This window comes from Acetobacter farinalis (assembly GCF_011516935.1).
Taxonomy (GTDB): Bacteria; Pseudomonadota; Alphaproteobacteria; order Acetobacterales; family Acetobacteraceae; genus Acetobacter; species Acetobacter farinalis.
This window is the reverse complement of sequence record NZ_WOTF01000001.1, coordinates 600,074-619,068: the sequence shown is the minus strand read 5'-3', so window position 1 is coordinate 619,068 and position 18,995 is coordinate 600,074. Positions and strand designations below refer to the sequence as shown.

Annotated in this window: 19 protein-coding genes and 1 tRNA gene; 6 read left to right on the top strand and 14 right to left on the bottom strand. The window is 60.0% G+C overall.

What is annotated here, in order from left to right; all coding sequences use genetic code 11:
- Positions 1 to 10: 10 nt before the first annotated feature.
- Complete coding sequence (locus tag GOB82_RS02795) at positions 11 to 889, top strand: universal stress protein (protein ID WP_166119252.1); 879 nt, start codon at positions 11 to 13, stop codon at positions 887 to 889.
- 100 nt (positions 890 to 989) lie between these two features.
- Here GOB82_RS02795 and GOB82_RS02790 read toward each other — a convergent pair whose 3' ends face one another.
- Genes GOB82_RS02790 through GOB82_RS02755 form a run of 8 tightly spaced genes read right to left on the bottom strand, consistent with a single transcriptional unit; the run spans position 990 to position 8,855 of the window.
- Entirely contained in the window at positions 990 to 1,793 is an 804-nt protein-coding gene (locus tag GOB82_RS02790) for an MBL fold metallo-hydrolase (RefSeq protein ID WP_166119250.1), read from the bottom strand.
- 18 nt (positions 1,794 to 1,811) lie between these two features.
- Positions 1,812 to 2,615 carry a TatD family hydrolase gene (locus GOB82_RS02785; RefSeq protein WP_194300307.1) on the bottom strand — a complete coding sequence of 268 codons (804 nt, stop codon included), beginning with the start codon at positions 2,613 to 2,615 and terminating at the stop codon, positions 1,812 to 1,814.
- Positions 2,612 to 4,153 (bottom strand): methionine--tRNA ligase, encoded by a 1,542-nt coding sequence (gene metG, locus GOB82_RS02780; RefSeq protein WP_166119247.1) that lies wholly within the window; start codon positions 4,151 to 4,153, stop codon positions 2,612 to 2,614. Before metG ends, GOB82_RS02785 begins: the two co-directional genes overlap by 4 nt.
- Complete coding sequence (locus tag GOB82_RS02775) at positions 4,150 to 5,097, bottom strand: DNA polymerase III subunit delta' (protein WP_166119245.1); 948 nt, start codon at positions 5,095 to 5,097, stop codon at positions 4,150 to 4,152. Before GOB82_RS02775 ends, metG begins: the two co-directional genes overlap by 4 nt.
- Before the next feature lie 4 nt (positions 5,098 to 5,101).
- Entirely contained in the window at positions 5,102 to 5,752 is a 651-nt protein-coding gene (gene tmk, locus GOB82_RS02770; RefSeq protein WP_166119243.1) for a dTMP kinase, read from the bottom strand.
- Positions 5,753 to 5,755: 3 nt separating this feature from the next.
- On the bottom strand, positions 5,756 to 6,976 hold the full coding sequence (locus GOB82_RS02765; protein WP_166119241.1) for a serine hydrolase: 1,221 nt from the start codon (positions 6,974 to 6,976) through the stop codon (positions 5,756 to 5,758).
- A gap of 8 nt (positions 6,977 to 6,984) precedes the next feature.
- Complete coding sequence (locus GOB82_RS02760; protein ID WP_265793970.1) at positions 6,985 to 7,854, bottom strand: septal ring lytic transglycosylase RlpA family protein; 870 nt, start codon at positions 7,852 to 7,854, stop codon at positions 6,985 to 6,987.
- Positions 7,851 to 8,855 carry a lytic murein transglycosylase gene (locus tag GOB82_RS02755; protein ID WP_166119239.1) on the bottom strand — a complete coding sequence of 335 codons (1,005 nt, stop codon included), beginning with the start codon at positions 8,853 to 8,855 and terminating at the stop codon, positions 7,851 to 7,853. Before GOB82_RS02755 ends, GOB82_RS02760 begins: the two co-directional genes overlap by 4 nt.
- A gap of 348 nt (positions 8,856 to 9,203) precedes the next feature.
- Here GOB82_RS02755 and GOB82_RS02750 point away from each other — a divergent pair, with 348 nt between their 5' ends.
- On the top strand, positions 9,204 to 9,779 hold the full coding sequence (locus tag GOB82_RS02750; protein WP_166119237.1) for a DedA family protein: 576 nt from the start codon (positions 9,204 to 9,206) through the stop codon (positions 9,777 to 9,779).
- Positions 9,776 to 10,894, top strand: a complete 1,119-nt coding sequence (locus tag GOB82_RS02745) for an ATP-grasp domain-containing protein (RefSeq protein WP_166119234.1) — start codon at positions 9,776 to 9,778, stop codon at positions 10,892 to 10,894. The genes GOB82_RS02750 and GOB82_RS02745 overlap by 4 nt, the downstream gene beginning before the upstream one ends.
- A 50-nt stretch (positions 10,895 to 10,944) precedes the next feature.
- On the opposite strand, the gene GOB82_RS02740 is transcribed toward GOB82_RS02745, so the two are convergent.
- Together GOB82_RS02740 and GOB82_RS02735 are read right to left on the bottom strand one after the other, a co-directional pair.
- A complete protein-coding gene (locus GOB82_RS02740; RefSeq protein WP_166119232.1) occupies positions 10,945 to 12,477 on the bottom strand; it encodes an amino acid permease in 1,533 nt (510 codons plus the stop codon).
- Positions 12,478 to 12,577: 100 nt separating this feature from the next.
- Positions 12,578 to 13,426 carry an undecaprenyl-diphosphate phosphatase gene (locus tag GOB82_RS02735; protein ID WP_166119230.1) on the bottom strand — a complete coding sequence of 283 codons (849 nt, stop codon included), beginning with the start codon at positions 13,424 to 13,426 and terminating at the stop codon, positions 12,578 to 12,580.
- A gap of 127 nt (positions 13,427 to 13,553) precedes the next feature.
- On the opposite strand from GOB82_RS02735, the gene GOB82_RS02730 reads away from it, so the two are divergent.
- The gene (locus GOB82_RS02730) at positions 13,554 to 14,012 is read left to right on the top strand and encodes an MlaD family protein (RefSeq protein WP_166119227.1); all 459 of its coding nucleotides are present in this window, start codon (positions 13,554 to 13,556) and stop codon (positions 14,010 to 14,012) included.
- An 88-nt stretch (positions 14,013 to 14,100) separates the two neighbouring features.
- Positions 14,101 to 14,175 (top strand) — tRNA-Met (locus tag GOB82_RS02725).
- A 240-nt stretch (positions 14,176 to 14,415) separates the two neighbouring features.
- Here the strand turns inward: GOB82_RS02725 and GOB82_RS02720 are convergent.
- Both GOB82_RS02720 and prmC read right to left on the bottom strand, forming a co-directional pair.
- Positions 14,416 to 14,859, bottom strand: coding sequence for a DUF4167 domain-containing protein (locus GOB82_RS02720; protein WP_166119225.1), 444 nt, complete (start codon positions 14,857 to 14,859; stop codon positions 14,416 to 14,418).
- A gap of 248 nt (positions 14,860 to 15,107) precedes the next feature.
- Positions 15,108 to 15,995: a peptide chain release factor N(5)-glutamine methyltransferase gene (prmC, locus tag GOB82_RS02715; RefSeq protein ID WP_166119223.1), complete on the bottom strand. Its 888-nt coding sequence runs from the start codon at positions 15,993 to 15,995 to the stop codon at positions 15,108 to 15,110.
- 32 nt (positions 15,996 to 16,027) lie between these two features.
- On the opposite strand from prmC, the gene GOB82_RS02710 reads away from it, so the two are divergent.
- Complete coding sequence (locus GOB82_RS02710) at positions 16,028 to 16,504, top strand: hypothetical protein (protein WP_377792095.1); 477 nt, start codon at positions 16,028 to 16,030, stop codon at positions 16,502 to 16,504.
- Between the two features lie 79 nt (positions 16,505 to 16,583).
- On the opposite strand, the gene prfA is transcribed toward GOB82_RS02710, so the two are convergent.
- Together prfA and hisS are read right to left on the bottom strand one after the other, a co-directional pair.
- A complete protein-coding gene (gene prfA, locus GOB82_RS02705; protein ID WP_166119221.1) occupies positions 16,584 to 17,642 on the bottom strand; it encodes a peptide chain release factor 1 in 1,059 nt (352 codons plus the stop codon).
- Positions 17,639 to 18,910 carry a histidine--tRNA ligase gene (hisS, locus tag GOB82_RS02700; RefSeq protein WP_166119219.1) on the bottom strand — a complete coding sequence of 424 codons (1,272 nt, stop codon included), beginning with the start codon at positions 18,908 to 18,910 and terminating at the stop codon, positions 17,639 to 17,641. Before hisS ends, prfA begins: the two co-directional genes overlap by 4 nt.
- Positions 18,911 to 18,995: the final 85 nt, after the last annotated feature.

The following is an 18,995-nucleotide window of genomic DNA, read 5'->3' as shown; positions in this document are numbered from 1 at the left end:
AACCAGCACTATGAAAGACGTCCGCAAGATCCTGCTTCCCATGGTGAGCTCCTCAAACGGGGAAGCCGCACTGATCCGTGGCTATAACTTTGCGCGCCGCTTTGGGGCGCATCTGGCTGTGCTGCATGTGCGCCCCGATGGGCGGGACATTGCCCCGCTGGCTGGCGAGGGCCTGTCCGGTGCCATGGTGGAAGACCTGATGCGCGCCGCGGAACATGAAAGCTCCCGCCACGCGCATGAAGTCCGCGCCCTGTTCGAGCAGTTTGTGGCAACACATCCGGATATTGAAGTCGTGCCGCCCCGCTCCCCCTTCCCGTGGGACAAGCCGAGCATCAGCTTCAACGTCCTGCACGGCGCGGAAAGCGAGATTGTGCCGTCTCACGCCCGCCTGTCCGATTTCACGCTGGTGCCGCATCCTGACTCGGGCGTAGAGGTCTCTTCCTCCGAAACACTGCATGCCGTTCTGTTCGACAGTGGCCGCCCTGTGGTGATCGCACCGCGCACGCCCCCCACGGGGGAGATCAAGCGTGTCTGTATCGGCTGGAACGGCACGACGGAATCGTCATCAGCCCTGCGGGGGGCACTGGCATGGGCACAGACGGCAGAGGCTGTGCGCGTGCTGCATTGTGAGGATTATCAGCGCCGTGGCCCCAAGGCGCGGGATGTTATCGACTATCTTTCCTTCCACGGCATCAAGGCCGATGCTGTGGAATTCCCGCCGGTTGACCGGGATGTCGGGAAAGGCCTTCTGGCCGCCTGCCATGACTTTGATGCCGATATGCTGGCCATGGGCGCTTACTCCCACTCCCGCCTGCGCCAGCTTATTCTTGGCGGCGTCACACGCTACATCCTGGAACATGCCGATCTGACGGTTCTGATGAGCCGCTAGAAAATACGCGCGCATTTTTCAGAAGGACGCCCCGCCGTGGGACTTGCCTCTCCAGATGGTCTGACTGTCTGGAGAGGCGTTTAAATGCCTGAGGAAAAGGTCACCCGCGTTCGGGGTCGGGCCGCGTAAGGGTCAGGCCATCCCATGCCGCCTCCACGCCCTCTGGCAGGTTATCCTGCATCCAGGCCCAGTCCATATCTGTTCCCATATGGGTAAGAATCAGGCGGCGCGGCTTGATCTGTTCTTTCCACTCCAGAACCCGTTCAAGCCATGCATGGGCACTGTGCGGCTGCTTCTGAAAGCAGTCCACCACCCACGTATCCACTCCGGAAAGCACCTGCAAAGACCGTTCCGGCAGCTCCACAACATCCGTGCTGTAGGCAAAATCACCGCACCGCAGGCCGGATGACGGAATACGGCCATGGCTCTGCTCAAACAGGGAGAGCTTATAGCCCCCTATCACCACATCACCCGCTAACGGCACAGGATGCGCCTCCACCACAGCGCGAAAGAAGTGCGGCGGTGTCCACGGTTTGAAAACATAGCTGAACCGTGTCTGGATTTCTTCCAGCACAGTGGGGGTGCCATAGGCCTTGAGAGGCTGCTGCACGACGCGGTTAATCCCCCGCACCTCATCCAGCCCGGCAATATGGTCCGCATGGGCATGGGTATAGAAAATGGATTTGAAGGCGCTGATTCCGTGAGCCAGAAGCTGGGCCCGGACATCCGGCCCGGTATCCACCAGAATGCCTTCCCCATCATCCATCTGAATAAAAATCGAGGCGCGGGTGCGGATATTCCGGGGTTCATACGGGTCGCAGTCACCCCATATGCCGCGGCCATCCTCACCGCCCAGCATAGGAACTCCGGCAGACCCGCCACACCCCAGAATAATCACCTTCATAGCGCCCGCCTCTCCTGCTCAGGCCGCCTTGCGGAAGAGACGGAAAAAATTCCCGGTCGTCATCTCTATGAATTCAGCCAGTTCCTGCCCCCGCTCCTGCGCAAGGCAGGCTGCGGTGCAGGCCACGTAAGACGGCTCATTACGCTTGCCCCGGTATGGCATGGGGGCCAGATAGGGCGCATCCGTTTCCACCAGAATGCGGTCGGCTGGCAGGTGACGCGCGGCATCCCGGAATTCCCCGCATTTGGGAAATGTCGCGATGCCCGAAAAACTGACATACCCGCCAAGTTCCACCACACAGCGCGCCAGATCCATGCCGGAAGCAAAGCAGTGCAGCAGAATGGGAAAAGCGCCCTTTTCCGTTTCTTCCCGCAGGATCTGCGCCACATCGTCATCCGCCTGCCGCGCATGGATCACAATGGGCACATTCAGGGCACGGGCGGCCCCGATATGCTGGCGGAAGCTTTCCTGCTGGCGCGGCCTGACCTCTGGCATGCCATGAAAATAGTCCAGACCGCTTTCCCCGATGCCAATCACACAGGGCGCGTCCGCACGGCTGATGATCTCCTCCACAGAGGGAACCGGAGCCTCATCCACATGGTCCGGGTGGGTGCCCACCGTGCACCACACCCGCACGTCCGGCGTGGCAAACCCTGTCAGACGCTTCTGCTCGTCCGCATTCGCCAGACGGGTTCCAATTGTCACCACCCCGCTGACACCAGCATCCTTGGCAGCAGTCAGCAGTGCCGGCAGTTCTTCATCCGCGTAATGGTCCAGATGGCAGTGGGAGTCGATCAATCCGGTCACGGTCGCCCCTTTCATGCAGGGTCTGCGGCTTCAACATAACGCGGGAAAATACCCTGCGGCGCGGGCAGCACGCGGCCTCCCGGCAGGGGTGTTTCCAGCGCTGCAAAAATCCGTTCTTCTTCCGCCACGCCAAGCTGTGTCAGCATCCGCTCCATGCTCTGGGGCATGAAGGGCTGGAGCATGGTCGCAATGCCGCGCAGGGCATCCACCAGCACACGCAGCACATCGTTCATCCGCTCCGGGTCTGTTTTCTTCAGAGCCCACGGCGCCTGATGATCGATATAGGCGTTACAGGCGCGGATGACCTTCCACACATCTTCCAGCGCATCAGTCAGGGCGCAGCGGTCCATCTGACTGGCCATCAGTTCGCGCAGAACAGCCACCTGACCCAGAAGATGCGTATCCTCTTCCGTCAGGGCACGGCGTTCCGGCAGAATTCCCCCGCAATTGCGCGCAACGAGCGACAATGTGCGCTGCGCCAGATTCCCAAGGTCATTCGCAAGTTCAACATTATTCCGCATGATCAGGGACTTGCGGGACAGATCACTATCCCCGCCAAACGGCACTTCCCGCAGGAGGAAGAACCGGACGGCATCCAGACCAAACTCTTTCACCAGGTCACGCGGGTCCACCACATTCCCCAGAGATTTGCTCATCTTCTGGCCTTCAATGGTCCACCAGCCGTTTGCGAAGATCTTCTGCGGCAGTTCAACGCCAGCCGCCATCAGGAAGGCAGGCCAGTAAATGGCGTGGAAACGGGCAATATCCTTGCCCACCAGATGCAGGCTGGCAGGCCAGAAGCGCATCCGGGCTGCATCCGTATTCGGGTAATCCAGCGCGCTGAGGTAATTGGCCAGAGCATCGAACCACACATACATCACATGCTGTTCATCGCCCGGCACCGGGATGCCCCAGTTGAAGCTGGTACGGCTGACGGAAAGGTCCCGCAGCCCCTGCTTCACGAAGCTGATGATTTCCCGCTTCATGCCATGCGGGCCCAGAAACTCCGGATTGGCCTCATAATAAGCCAGCAGCCGGTCCTGAAACGCGGAAAGCCGGAAGAAGTAGGACGGCTCCTTCACCCACTCCACCGGCGCGCCTGTCGGGGCCACTTTCTGGCCATCCGGCCCGGTAATCAGCTCATCCTCACCATAGAAGCATTCATCGCGCAGGGCGTACCAGCCTTCATAGGCTCCGAGGTAAATGGCATCATTATCCGCCACTTTCCGCCACAGTGCCTGAGCGCCTTCAATATGGCGCGGCTCAGTCGTGCGGATGAAATCATCATAGGAAATGGCCATGGCATCCGCCATGCTGCGAAAATCATCAGACACGCGGTCCGCAAAGGCTTTCGGGGCGACACCGGCAGCCTGCGCCGCCTGCTCCACCTTCTGGCCATGCTCATCCGTGCCGGTCAGGAAAAACACGTCATCCCCGGCCAGCCGGTGGAAGCGTGCCAGAACATCTGCCGCAACGGACGTATAGGCATGGCCGATATGAGGCGCACCATTCACATAATAGATCGGGGTCGTGACGTAGAAAGGGCGGGTCATGCAATACTCGCAATAGTCATGGCTTCGAGAAGTGTTTCCTGTTTATCGAGATTAAAGCGTTCCGTCTCGCTCTGAAGACTCATGATCGCTTCCCAGGCAGACGCCAGCGCCACGCAGGAGGGATGCCCCTGCCGGGCGGCCTGACGCGCACGCTCCTGAAGAAAGTCCGATAACAGGCTGAAAAATAAATTAAAACCTTCATCCTTGCGCAGGACGGCTTCGGCAATATCGTACTCACGGCTGGCGGAAACACCTTTCAGCACGTCCTCTACCATTCCAGCCATCTGGCCGTTCTGGTCCGCCAGAAAGGCCACTGCACGGCCGGGTGCGCCATGTGCTGCAGCCTGCACACGGCTGATATCCTCCGCGGAGGCTCCGGGCTGGATGTCTTTCAGCACAGCCATCATGGCCCGGGCATCCAGCGGTTCCAGCTCAAGCCTGCGGCAGCGGCTGCGCAGGGTGGGCAGGAGGCGGCCCGGTGCCGAGCAGGTCAGCAGCAACACGGCGGCTGGTGGTGGCTCTTCCAGAATTTTCAGCAAGGCATTGGCTGCACTGCGGTTGAGCCACTCCGCGCCATCCACAATCACCACGCGCCACCCGCCTTCCGCCGCCGTGCGGCGCAGGAAGGCATTGATAGGCCGCACTTCATCCGCAACAATCTCGCCACGGTGGCGCTGCTTCTTTTCATCAAAACTGCGGCTGACAACCAGCAGGTCAGCATGTGTGGCGGCGGAAATACGTCGCCCGGCCGGGCTTTCGGGCGTCTCTCCCCCCAAAATCATCCGGGCGAGACGAAACGCAAAGGTGGCCTTGCCAATACCCGGCGGCCCCGTAATCAGCCAGGCATGTGGCAGACGCCCCCCTTCAAAAATCCTGCGGAAGGCCTGAAGCGGAGCCTCATGCCCATGCAGATGGAGAGACGCCAGACGGGGGTCTTCCTGCACCAGCTTACTCTTGAGATGCGCGGAGCGGCACGCGGGAGAGAATATCTTTCACAATCAGACTGTTAACCTCTTCGGCTGACTGCCCATCCGTATGCACGCACCGTATCCGGTCCGTGTTCCGGCGGGCTATATCCCGAAACCCGGCACTCACCCGTGCGTGGAACGATTCGTCAGACTGCTCATACCGGTCCACCGGAGCCCCACGCGCCGCCAGACGCAGCCGGGCAACATCACGCGGCACCTCCAGTAGAAAGGTCCGGTCCGGGGTGCACCCAAGCTGGTTCTGAAGGCCGGTGATAAAGTCCAGCACGGCTGCTTCCCCATGGGCGCGCCCATACCCCTGATAGGCCATGGTGGAATCTGTAAACCGGTCACAGATCACAATCTGGCCCGCAGAGAGAGCGGGTGTGATGACCTGATCAACATGATCAGCCCGCGCGGCAAAATGCGTCAGGATTTCAGCCCGCAGAGAGAGCGGGTTTTTACCAAACAGCAAAAGCTGCCGCAGGTCTTCCGCCCCGGGAGAGCCTCCCGGCTCCCGCGTGGTCAGAACATCATAGCCCAAAGACGCGAGAGCGGAGTGAAGCAGGCGGAGCTGGGTGGACTTCCCCACCCCTTCGCTTCCTTCCAGTGTGACAAACAGACCGTGCTTCATGACTCAGAGATGCAGGCGGCGGGCCGCACGCCCCAGCAGCCCGAGTTCCGGCACGCTCTGGCCAGCCACAACCGGCACCTGCGCCTGCCGCCCGCCGGGCAGCAGAACCGTCAGTTGCCCAACCGCCTGCCCCTGCTGCACGGGAGCCGCTATCGGCCCCTGATAGTCCAGAGACATGTGCGTGGAATTCCGCCAGCCATGCGGCAGCATCATTGTGAAATCCTGCGCAGCAACAAGCGGGACAGTCTGGCTGACACCCATCCAGACGGGGGCCTGTTCAAGCACATCACCTTTCGAGACAATTTTTGCAGACTCGAAATTCGCAAAGGCCCAGCCCATAAGCCGCTCACCTTCGCGCCCACGCGCGCCATCTGTCGGCAGGCCGTTGATCGCCAGAATAACGCGGCGTCCTTCACGGTCAGAAGAGGCGCAGAGCCCGAAGCCCCCGGCCTCGGTGTGGCCGGTCTTCAGGCCGTCAGCCAGCCCCTTGACCACCAGAAGGTTCCGGTTCGCCTGACGGATCTTGTTGAAATAGAACTCTTTTTCCGAGAAGTAGTGATAATATTCCGGGAAATCATGAATCAGCCGCAGGGCCAGATAGGCCACATCGCGTGCGGACATGTAATGATTTTCCGCAGGCCAGCCCGTTGCGTTCATGAAATGGGAATTGGTGAGCCCAAGCTTGCCTGCCATATCATTCATCAGCGCGACAAACTGTTCTTCAGAACCTGAAATCCCTTCGGCCAGCACGATGCAGGCATCGTTACCGGACTGGATCACCATCCCCTGAATAAGGTCCTGCACCGGAATGCTCTGCCCAAGAGGCACGAACATGCGTGACCCCTGCATCCGCCAGGCGCGCTCACTGACAGGCAGCACCTGATCCAGGCGCAGGCGGCCAGCCTTGAGCATGCTGAAGGTGACATAGGCTGTCATCATCTTGGTCAGGGATGAGGGAGGCATCCGCTCATCCGCTGCTTTTTCCAGCAGGGTTGCCCCGCTCTTGTAATCAAGGATGCAGGCCCAGCGCGCCATGGTGTCCACCGGACCAACAGGCGTGGTGGCAGGCGTCTGCGCGACAGCCGCCTCAGCAGGCTGAGGTGCCCCTGCGGCCGCAGCCGCGGCAGCGTGCGCTCCCTTGGGCTTGCGGGCAAAGGCAGTCAGAGAGTAGCTGCCTGAGAGGAGGGCAGCGCCCCCTGCGAGAAGAAACCGTCGAGTTTGCACGTTCTTTCCTATTCGACGACGATATGAGATCCGGTCAAGCCATCAGCAAGAGCACGCTTCAGGGCCGTATCCGCGTCGCTTATAGTCGTAAAAGGTCCTTGTCGGACAGCCCACATCTTGCCTTGTGGTGTGAAAGAAGGCCAGACCGTGCCTCCTTCCTGCGCGGCCTGCCTTGCTGCAGGGCCACGCGCTGTAAAATCGGCCGTTTCCACCCAGAGCCGGGTTTCCACAGGCGGCCCCTGCCGCCACGCAACCGGAAGGTCCGGCAGCCGGACAGCCGGGCGGGATGTCGTCTGGTCCGCCGGTGTCGCCTGAGGCGCACCAGCCACCGCGCCCGCCGCCTGCTGTGTTACCGGGCCAAGGGCCGTCTGCTGCACAGTTTCCAGCGGTGCCGCACTGATCTGCAGCATCGGGCCACCGGGCAGCTCTTCCGCCAACTGGCGGCTTGCGGTTTCATCTTCCACCACGCGCACGCGGGCCGGGCCTGCGCCCATTCCCAGAAGATCAGCCGCCTTGCGTGAAAGGCCCAGCATACGCCCAGCTTCCGCTGGCCCGCGATCATTCAGGCGGATGGTAATTTCCCGACCATTTTCAAGGTTTGTCACCCTCACCACCGCGGGAAGCTGCAAGGTGGGGTGGCTGCCGCTCATGGAGAGCGGGTTGCGCACCTCTCCATCCGTTGTCAACGGCTGGTCAGAGGGGGCATCCCGCACGGCGAGCCCCATGGCCTGATAGGAAAAATCTTCCCGTGGGTACATCCAGGCTGCCCCGGCCTTCCAGGCCGGACCCACCACATAATGAACATCGGGCTGCACGGCGGGCTGAGGTCTGGAACAGGCCGCCACACCGGCAAAACAAAGAAGAAAGGCTTTTTTCACGCCACCGCACTACCCAGAAGACCAACACCCAGAGCATAAAAATCGGAGGGGTTATACCGACGGATCACATTGAAGTTGTGGTACACCATATAGGCTTCCCCCCCAACGCCATCAGGCCGGATAATGGCCCCATCCAGATCCATATGGGTAAAGTCTCCCCCGCCCTGCGGCCGCACGCCCTGCGCCGCCCAGTAGGAAAGAGGACGCACCGCAGTCCGCCCGATCTGCCCCTGATCCAGTGAATCGGGAACATCTACGGCCTCACCCCATGGTTCGCCCGCTTTCCAGTGGCATTTGGCCAGATAGTTGCCAATGGATGCAAACACATCCCCTTCATTTTTCCAGATATCGCGGCGCCCACCGGCGGGAAAGCTGGCGGCATACTGCTCATAGGCGCTGGGCATGAACTGCGGCTGGCCCATGGCCCCCGCGTAGCTCCCCATCATGCCCGCGGGGGTTATGTCCCCCTGCCCCAGAATATGCAGCGCCTTGAAGAGCTCCGCCCGGAAAAACGCGGCGCGGCGGCCGTCATAAGCCAGAGTCGCGAGCGAATCGATGACATGGTACGTGCCCATCTTGGTGCCATATGCGGATTCGAGCCCCCATATCCCGGCAATCACGCCACGATCCACCCCGTAAAGCTGGCTGACCTGCCCCAACAGCGCCTCGCGCCGGCTGACAGCCGCCTGCCCGTCTGAAATCTTTTTGTCGGTAATCACCCGCGCCTTGTACTGCGCCCATGTCAGGGTGAATTCCGGCTGATGCCTGTCCGCCTTCAGAACCTTCTGGTTGGGCTCCGGGGTTAGCGCCAGGGCTTCATCCACCAGAGATGCCGAAAGCCCCTTGCTGATGGCCTCGCGCCGCACACCGGCAAGAAACACGGCATAGCTCCCCTGCTCCCCTTCGGCAGATGCGCCATGATGCCCCCGGTTTTTGGCAAAGGCCGGGGTCGCCACCGCGGCAGACACCGCGCCACAGACAAGAAACTTTCTTCTCAGCATTCCGTACCAGCTCCTGTTGTTAAGCACATGAACCCAGCGGGACAGAATGTCACTTTATCCTCCCGCATCTTTTCTGTCTCTCAGATACAGCATCCTGCAGGTTTCGCTATCTGTACAAACGCAACACCTGCTGTATTGCTTGACATTCCTCCGTGCCGCGCCTGTTTTAGCGCCTTGTTCATTAAAGAAAGCTGCACGCCATACCCTAGGCCACGCGCATTGTCGGCGCCCCGGCTCATGCTCTGACTCACGCCCTGCATGGCGCAGGCTTAACCTGACGCCCTTATCTTTTTCACCGCGCCGTAGCACGCTCCTCCTGCACTCTGAAATTGTGGATTTTTCTGCCTGATGCCCGGATCTCTGGACCATTTCCTTGAAGTGACAACCGCATACCCGTTGGTTCAGGTTCTCATCGTCATCATCGCCACATTTATTCTTGAAGATGCTGCAACAGTTCTTACCGCTATTCAGGTCAAACTACATACACTCTCTCCGTCCACCGCTTTAATAGCGCTTTATGTCGGAATTGTTGCGGGTGATGTCGGGCTTTACGGGCTCGGATACCTTGCGGCCCACTGGCCACCGGCCCGCAAATGGATCAACACTCCGGAGCGGGATGTGCAACGCCGGTGGCTGACGGAAAAGCTGTTCCGCGTTGTTTTCATCAGCCGCTTTGTGCCGGGCACACGCCTGCCGCTCTATACGGCCTGCGGTTTTTTCAATGCGGGGTTGCGCACCTTTACCCTGGCCACCATCCTGGCCACCATGATCTGGACATCTGCCCTGTTTGCGCTATCGCTGCGGGTTGGCGGATTTCTTCTGGCCCACCTCGGAACCTGGCGCTGGGTCGGCATCTTCGGCTTTGTGCTGGTCATTATCATTATGGGCCGCGTTGCCGCCCACATTCAGAAACAGGGAAAATGACCTACCTGCCCAACCCCTCTCAGGCTCACGCTGCGCTTTCCACACCCTCAGAGGCAGCCAAAGGCAAGCCCGCCTCCCCTCTCTCCAGCTTTGAATTCTGGCCCGGCTGGGCGTTCTACACGCCTGTTGTCCTGTACTGGATTCTTCTGGGTATCCGGTATGGAGATTTCAGCACACCCACAGCCGCCAACCCGCGCATTGAAACCGGTGGCCTGTGTGGTGAGAGCAAGAGCGGCATTCTGGATATGGCAGGCAGCATCGCATCCCGCTGGATTGCGCCCTACGTCACCCTGACAACCGGCACGGACGATACACACCGCGCACTGGACGCCATGACCGCCAAGGGGCTGAGCGTGCCCGTTGTGGTCAAACCCGATATCGGCTGCAACGGCACCGGCGTAAAACTGGCCCGCACGGAAGCCGAACTGAGCGCCGCTCTGGCGGCCTTTCCGCGCCAGATCAAGCTGGTTCTCCAGCGGCTGATTCCCTACAGGCATGAGGCGGGACTGTTCTATATCCGCCACCCCGACAGCCCGCGTGGCGAAATTTCCTCACTGACTTACAAGGACATCCCCACACTGGTCGGCAATGGCCACGCCACCGTGCTGGATCTGCTCAAACAGGACCCGCGCACCAGCCTCCTGCTCCATATTTACACCCCCCGCCTGCACGCCCGCCTGAATGAGGTGCTGGCTGCGGGAGAAACGCTGGATCTCGTTTTTGCCGGTAACCACTGCAAGGGGGCCATTTTTCATAATGGCGCGGCCGACATCACCCCCGCTCTGGTCACGCGGGTGGACGAGATCATGCAGGATATTCCTGATTTTCATTTTGGCCGGATCGATGTGAAATTCGAGTCTGTTGACGCCCTGAAACGGGGTGAGAACTTCGAGATCATCGAAATCAACGGCGTGGGTTCGGAAGCCACCCATATCTGGGATTCCAGAACCACGCTGCGTGAAGCCTATGCGGCCCAGTTTCACCATTACCGGGAAACATTCCGTATCGGGGCGAAGAAGAAAAAGGAAGGCTGGAAATCCAGCGGGCTATGGCACGGTGTGCGCCTGTGGCGGCAGCAGAAGCGCCTGCTGGCCTCCTACCCCCTGAACGATTGACGCCCTGAAGACTTGAAGGCCGGGCTGCATCCGCCAGCCCGGCTAACCCCTCAGTCCGCCGCCAGCTCGCGCCCAAGGCGGGAGTGTTTCCGCCCGTAAAAGCGGTAGCTGGCCCAGCCGCAGAGACTATAGAGAACAAGCAGCGTCGCAGGGACAGGGTCACCCGAAAAGAGCGCGAAAATCATATCAACAAACAGTGGTGCAGCCATAATCAGGCAGAACAGGATGCCCAGCAGAGGGGCATATCCAATCCAGATGCCTTTCACCGTAAAACCGCCCCCCGGCACACTGAACGTGCGGGGGAAGTCCGGCGCCGTGTTCCGGACCCAGATCACGGTAAAGCAGACAATCCCGAAAGCCGTGGCCGTGCCGAGGCTCACCAGATCACCAATCACATCAATAGGCAGCGTTGCTGTCGCGATAGCCACCACAACGCCCAGCAGGATAGTCCCTATCCACGGGGTGCTGAAGCGCGGATGCAGCTTGCTGAACAGCGGCATGAGCAGGCCATCTTCCGCCATTGCGAAAAAAATGCGGCTTTGCGCGTAAAGCAGGCCAAACAGCACGGAACACAGGCCGATCACGGCCCCGATTTTTACAAAAAACGCAAGCCATGGCTGATGCATGGCATTCACGGCCACAGCCAGAGGGTCTGCCACATCCAGCAGCTTCCACGGCACGACACCAATCAGAACAGCGGCCACAATCATGTATACGGCCGTGCAGAGCAGCAGGGAGAGGATAATGCCTACCGGAATATCCCGCCGCGGGTTTCGTGCTTCAGATGAGGCTGTCGAGACCGCTTCAAACCCCACATAGGCAAAAAATATGATGGACGCCGCGCGGAAAATTCCGGGAATACCGTAGCGGAACCCGTCTTCATGCGGCGGAATGAACGGTGTCCAGTAAGCCGGGTGAATTTCCCAGATACCAAACGCCACAAACACCGCCAGAACGCCCACTTTGAGGAAGACAATGGCGGTATTGATCCGCAGGGATTCCTTGACGCCCAGAATCAGCAGGCCCGTCACCACAAGAATGGAAAAGGCGCCTACCAGATCCACCTGCCCCGCACCGGAGATATGCCGCCCGGCCTTGTCGAACGTGACCTCCAGGGTGGTAGTGGCCAGCGCATGCGGCACCTGTATGCCAAAATCCTGAAGAAGGCTGACAGCATAGCCCGAAAACCCTGCGGCCACACCCGCGCAGGAAATGCCGTATTCAAGCAGCAGGAGCCACCCCACCCCCCAGGCACAGGCCTCGCCCATGGACACATAGGCGTAGGTATAGGCCGAGCCTGAAACCGGCATGGCGGACGCCAGCTCACCATAAGAAAGAGCCGTAAACAGGCAGGCCAGACCGGCCACGATAAATGAGAGCAGAATGGAAGGCCCTGCATAATTCGCAGCAGCCGTACCCGTCATGACATAAATGCCAGCCCCGATGGTGGAGCCCACCCCCAGCATGGTGAGCTGCACAGGCCCGAGCGTTCTCTTCAGCCGTTGAGCGCTGTTTTCCCGCTCGATTCTCTCAAGTGATTTGCGACGAGACCGCCCTGTATCCGGGCAGGATGAAATCCCCATGAGAGCCTGTGTAACCTCCAACCAGAAACCGGGCCGGAGTGTCCGACCCGGCCCGCCAATGCATCATGAACCAGCGCCTGATATAAGTCAGGCTTTTCGTTTACGCATAGAAATGAAAAATTATAGTCGCGATCGCTCCGGCCGCCATGCAGTAATAGGCAAACGGAGAGAGCGCCCATCTATCATGATCACGGAAATAGCGCATCAGGAAAGCCGTGCTGACAAAGGCCGTGCACCCCGCAACAACAGCGGCAATCAGCGCCAGATGCAGTTGAGCCGGGTCCGGCGGGGCCGAGCGAAGCTTGAAGGCCTCACGCACCGTTGCCGCGAGAATGACAGGCTCAGCCATCAGGAACGAAAAGCGGGCGGCGGTATCATGCCGCAACCCACGGAGCAGCCCGCCGCAGATTGTTGCTCCCGAACGGGAAAAGCCGGGGAAAAAGGCAATGCACTGGAACACGCCAATCACCAGCGCATCCTTGGTGGTCATATCCGCCACCGTCTGCACATTTTTGCGCCCTGAAAGCCCCCGCAGCCTTTCTGCCAGCAGCAGCATCAAACCGTTCAGGAACAGAAAGACAGCCGCCGCCGGAGCAGAGCCGAACAGGCTGCGCAGCATATGCTCGAACAACCCGCCAATCACCACAGCCGGGATGGTGGCCACCACCAGCAGGAGAAGGATATGCAGGCTCTCCCTCTGCACGCGACGGCCCGCGCCGCCCAGCGCACCCAGGAACAGGGCTGACCAGTCTTTCCAGAAAAAAATCAGCAGCGCGATGGACGTGCCAAGATGCAGCATGACCAGAAAAGGCAGGAAGGCTGGCGCATGCTGATCAAAAGACCAGTGCAGGAGCGCCGGCAGGACCACGGCATGCCCCAAACTGCTCACTGGAAAAAGCTCTGTAGCCCCTTGCAGAAGCGCTATGATCATCGCCTGAAAGAAAGACACCTGTCACAAACCCCTGATCTGACCGCACGATGAAAGAAGGTTGTCCTTGCACCATGTGCTTACGTGCTGCAAGCATTGATGGAACCGGGCCAGACGGCCACAGAAGCACAAACGGAGAATGTAGAGCATGATTGGACGCGGCCGCGCAGGTGCGAGTATCTTCAGCGGGGCTGTCCTGGCGGGCACTCTGGCTTTTGCCCTGTATGCCCGTGCGACCCAGACCGCTCCGGGGCTGGAGCGGTATGATCTTTCCGCACGCTTTGTCTCTGCCAACGGCCTGAACCGTGGTGCGGATGTGAATCTTGCCGGAGTGAGTGTCGGCCGGGTTTCCTCCATCACCCTGGACCCGGTCTCCCAGATGGCCATCGTGCGGTTCCGCCTGAATGCAGACCTCAAACTGCCTGAAGACAGCCTGCTGACAATCGGCAGCACCACTCTCTCATCCGATAACGCACTGGTTATCGAGCCCGGGACATCCCACACCACGGTCGCACCCGGCACCATGATGACGCATACGCTGGAACCCTCCAGCCTGGAGCAGCAGGTCAGCAACTATATTTTCGGGGGCGGAAATCTGGACCAGTAAAGGCGGCTGCGCATTTTTTGTAACAAATTCAGCGCACACGTCTTGACGGCCTCCCCCTCCCGATAGTAGATCACCTCCACCGAACGATGGCGGCGTAGCTCAGCGGTAGAGCAGGGGAATCATAATCCCTTGGTCGGCGGTTCAAATCCGTCCGCCGCTACCATCTTTCCTTAAAAATCAAGCAGTTATCCTCTATAGCTTTCATAAAGCTTATACAGGCTTCCTGCTTCTGGTTTCACAAGGGTTCGGTTTTTTTCCTATAAAAGCATGCTCATGGTCATGCTGCGCGCATCCTACAGGACAGGCGCGCACGCTGTTTCCATGCTGAGCAGATCAGCATGGAGCAGATCCCTCCCCGGTTCTTCAGCCCGCAGCAAAGCGGACTGAAGGTCGGGAAGTTTTCTCAGTTTTCAGAAAGTTCCGGCTGCGGGTCCGCTTCGCCATAAGGCTGCTGAGCGTCTTCTGCGTCCTGACGGTTATCTTCCATCTCGTCCGCGCCACTGGCTTGTGAGCGGCTTGCTGACTGGCGGACAGCCTGACGTTCAGCACGCTCCTGCTGGCTCTGCTGAGCTGCCTGCGCCATGGCGTTCATGATGCGGAAATAATGCTCGGCATGCTGGAAATAGGCTTCAGCCGCCACACGGTCCCCTGCGCCAGTCGCATCACGACCATGTTGAAGATATTTTTCAAAAAGCTGCTGGGCTGTCCCACGCACACGGACATCCGGTCCGTGGCTATCGAAAACATGGTTTCGGTTCATCGGGATCTGACCATTCAGATGCCGGGAAGTGCCACCACCCCCACCGCTGGAGCGATGATTTCTGGGTCGCATCCGTTTTACATTCATGAGCTATCGCAGCACTTTCCTGTTCATGGCATTCCGCATGAAGAAACAGTCCAAGGGTAGTGTTAAGACGCGTTTCCTGACTGAAGGCCGAATTGTCTTTCGGAACGGGCTTAATCCAGCGCAGAGAAACCGCTGCTGAGTGAAAAGCCCCATGGCTTGTCCGGGTGGCGGCTAAAAAAGACCATCGCTACCTAAAGGATAAGCTTTGAGAACAATAGCAACGTGCCCACATAAAGCCAACCTGTTTTTTATACGCCCTTGTCAGGACAGACCCGCAAAACGGCGGCTCTGGGCACATCACCAAAATCTGACCGAATCTCCAGCACCTCAAGGCCCGCCGCCTGCGCGATCACGCGCAGATCCTCCCCCTGCCCGATACCGATCTCAAAAACGGCAATCCCGCCTTCCGCCAGCAGGTACGGCAGGCGGGCACACAGAACCCGATAAGCCTCCATACCATCCGCCCCGCCATCCAGCGCGGCCAGAGGCTCATGCAGGCGCACTTCCGGCATCAGGCCGGCAAGATCCCCCGTGGGAATGTAGGGGGGGTTGCTCAGCACGACATCAAAGCGCTGTCCATGCAGGGCATTATCCCACACCCCGGCCATAAAAAGCGCCCGCTCGGCCAGCCCGCATCTCTGCGCATTCCCCTGCGCAAGGAGGGCGGCATCCGGGTTGATATCCACGCCAATGCCCCATGCCTGCGGGTATTCCACCAGCGCGGCCAGCAGCAGGCACCCCGTGCCGGTGCCCAGATCCAGCATGGCTTTGGGGGCCTGTGGTTCAGGGCAATAATCCAGCAGGCAGGACAGCAGCGTCTCACTATCCCCCCGCGGCACCAGTGTGGCGGGAGAAACAGCCAGATCCAGCGTCCAGAAGCCCTGATTGCCGGTAATGAACGCCATTGGCTCACGCTGCACACGGCGCGCCAGATACGCCAGAAAAGGCTGCTCCGGCACCAGATCCTGCGGAGAGCGGGAGAGCATCTGCTCGGGTGTCAGCCCCAGAGCATACATCAGCAGCAGCCGCGCCTCACGCCGGGGAGAGTCAATCCCGGCATCAGCCAGTTGCCGGGTGCCCAGAGCAAGAAGTTGTTCCAAAGTCTGGCTGGCCTGATTGTTTTCTGCTCTAGTCACAAGAGTGCATTCCTGTCAGCGGTCCCGGTTTCATGATGCGTTTTTTCAGCCCCAGTTCCCTGCCTCGCACGGCACTGCCGATTTGCGGTGCCGTTCTCACAGCCCTGCTGTGTGCCACACCCGCACTGGCAGGTGAGTTCACGGTGACTGATGGCAAGGCTGATGCTGAAATCTCGGAAGTCTCCCGCATTTATATTGACGGTGCCCTCGCGGGCACAATCAGGCTGGATGACCGCACACCGGAAAAAACCATCCACGTCACCACCCCCGCCGGTCGGGTTGAGCACACCTATACGCTTTGCGGTGAAATTACGATCCGCACGCCCGAAGGCCGGGTTGAGACCCACGAGGTCAATAGCGACGGCACCCTGCACAACCCTGACCACCACCATTTCTACGCGCTTGGGTCCAACAATTTCACCGAATTCTTCCTGCATGACCCGGAAGACCCGGAGGCTGCGGAGCATCATCCGGGCCAGTCCAACGTCTGCGCAATGCCGGTCAGCTAAGGGCACCGGAAAAGCCCCTGCGCCCCGCATCCCCGTCAGAGCGCAGCAAGGCTGGCCCGCAAGGCGGGGAAGCCGTCCCTTACAGACCCTCGGCGGCCAGAAGAGCTGCCTGCTCTTCCTGCGTCAGGGCGTCTACAAAGTCATCAATCTCACCCAGCATGATGCGGTCGATCTTGTAGAGAGTCAGATTGACACGATGGTCCGTGACACGCCCCTGAGGGAAATTGTAGGTGCGGATACGCTCGGACCTGTCACCCGTTCCCACCTGTGAACGCCTGTCCGCCGCACGGGATTCATGCGCCTGCGCGCGCTGCTGCTCATAGAGGCGCGCCCGCAGGATTTTCATGGCTTTCGCCTTGTTCTTGTGCTGGCTTTTCTCTTCCTGCATGGCCACCACAATGCCGCTGGGCATGTGCGTAATCCGGACAGCGCTTTCCGTTTTGTTCACATGCTGCCCGCCAGCGCCGGACGCCCGATAGACGTCAATCCGCAGGTCGGAGTCATCAATGGTGACATCCACTTCTTCCGCTTCAGGCAGCACAGCCACCGTCACGGTTGATGTGTGGATACGCCCCTGGCTTTCTGTCGCGGGAACACGCTGCACGCGGTGCACGCCGGATTCATATTTCAGGCGCGCGAACACGCCCTTGCCGCTAATTTCGGCAATGCCGCAGCGCAGGCCGCCCAGTTCGCTTTCATCATAATCCATGACGGAAAAGCGCCAGCCGCGCAGGTCTGCATACCGGCGATAAAGATCAAACAGTTCCGAGGCAAACAGGGCGGCTTCATCCCCCCCTGCCGCGGGGCGCACTTCCAGAATGGCGCTGCGTTCATCCGCCGCATCACGCGGCAGCATGGAAAGCCGCACGTCCTGCCGCAGCTTTGGCAGCGTATCATGCAGTTCCGCAAGCTCGGCTTCTGCCAGCTCTTTCATTTCCGGGTCAGCCAGAAGCGCTTCCGCCTGCCGTGCTTCCTGCTCCGCCGCCCGCAACGCGTTGATGCGCGAGACAACGGGCTCTATTTCCCCATACTCGCGCGAAGCCTGTGTAAACGCCTCTCCACTCACACCACTTGCCAGCAGGGCTTCCAGCTCCAGCGCCCGGCCAACAATCCTGTCCAACCGTTCTTCAAGAGTCATTGAGCAGCAGACTCACCCGTTTTTGCAAACACGCTCGCTGCGTTGGAAAACAGGGTCTCGCGCGAGACTTCGGCTTCTTCACCCGTTTCCATGTTCTTGACCCGGAAGCTGCCGCGCGCCAGTTCATCATCCCCGAGGAACAGCACATGGCTGGCGTTCTGCTTCCCAGCCCGCTCCATCCGCTTGCGCAGGGAACCGCGATACCCGATTTCCGTCCGCACGCCCTGCTGCCGCAGGGTTTGCAGAATGCCCAGCAGGGCGGCCTCATCGGGTGCGCCAACGGGGACAATCACCACGGAACGCGGCGCGGCGGGAGCGGCCTCCAGCAGCATGGCGAGGCGTTCCACCCCGGCTGCCCAGCCGATAGAGGGCACTTCCGGCCCGCCCATCTGCTGCACCAGCCCGTCATACCGCCCGCCAGCCAGCAACGTACCCTGCGAACCAAGGCGGCGCGTCACGAACTCAAAGGTCGTGTGATTGTAGTAATCCAGACCGCGCACAATGCTGGGGTTGATGGTGTATGCAATCCCGAACCCGTCCAGCGTGCGGCGCAGGCCCTCCCAGAAGACCCGTGCGTCCGGCGTCAGGAATTCCTCCATCATCGGCGCATCGGCAACCAGAACACGGTCTCCCGCGTCCTTGCTGTCCAGAATCCGCAGTGGATTTTTTTCCAGCCGTGTCCGGCTTTCTTCTGAAAGCTTGTCCTTGTGCCCGGAGAAATAGGCCACCAGCGCCGCCCGCCATGCGTCACGGCTGGCCATATCCCCCAGCGTGTTCAGCTCCAGCGTGACATCCCCCGCAACGCCAAGCGCTGTCAGAAGCTGGTATGCCAGAGCAATAGCCTCCGCATCGGCCAGCGGTTCCGCAGCACCCAGAAGTTCCGCGCCAATCTGATGAAACTGGCGATACCGCCCCTTCTGCGGGCGTTCGTACCGGAACATCGGTCCGGCATAAAACACCTTCTGCGGCAGGGACTGGGTCAGGCCGTTTGTCACCAGCGCCCGGCAGATGGCGGCGGTGCCTTCCGGACGCAGGGTCAGGCTTTCCCCATCCCGATCGTCAAAGGAATACATTTCCTTGGACACCACATCGGACGTATCTCCCAGAGAGCGGGAGAAAACGCGGGTTTCCTCAAAAATAGGCGTAGCCCATTCATCAAACCCGTAAAGACCGGCAATATGGCGGGCGACAGAGACCACATGGGCATGCCGGCGCTGCTGCTCCCCAATAAGGTCGTGCGTTCCTCTTACGGGCTGAATGCTGCTCACGAATGACTCTTTCCGACATGATGCCGCCGCGGCTTCAGATCAGCCGGGCATCCTGTCCTGACAGGGTTTAGACAAGAAACGTTCC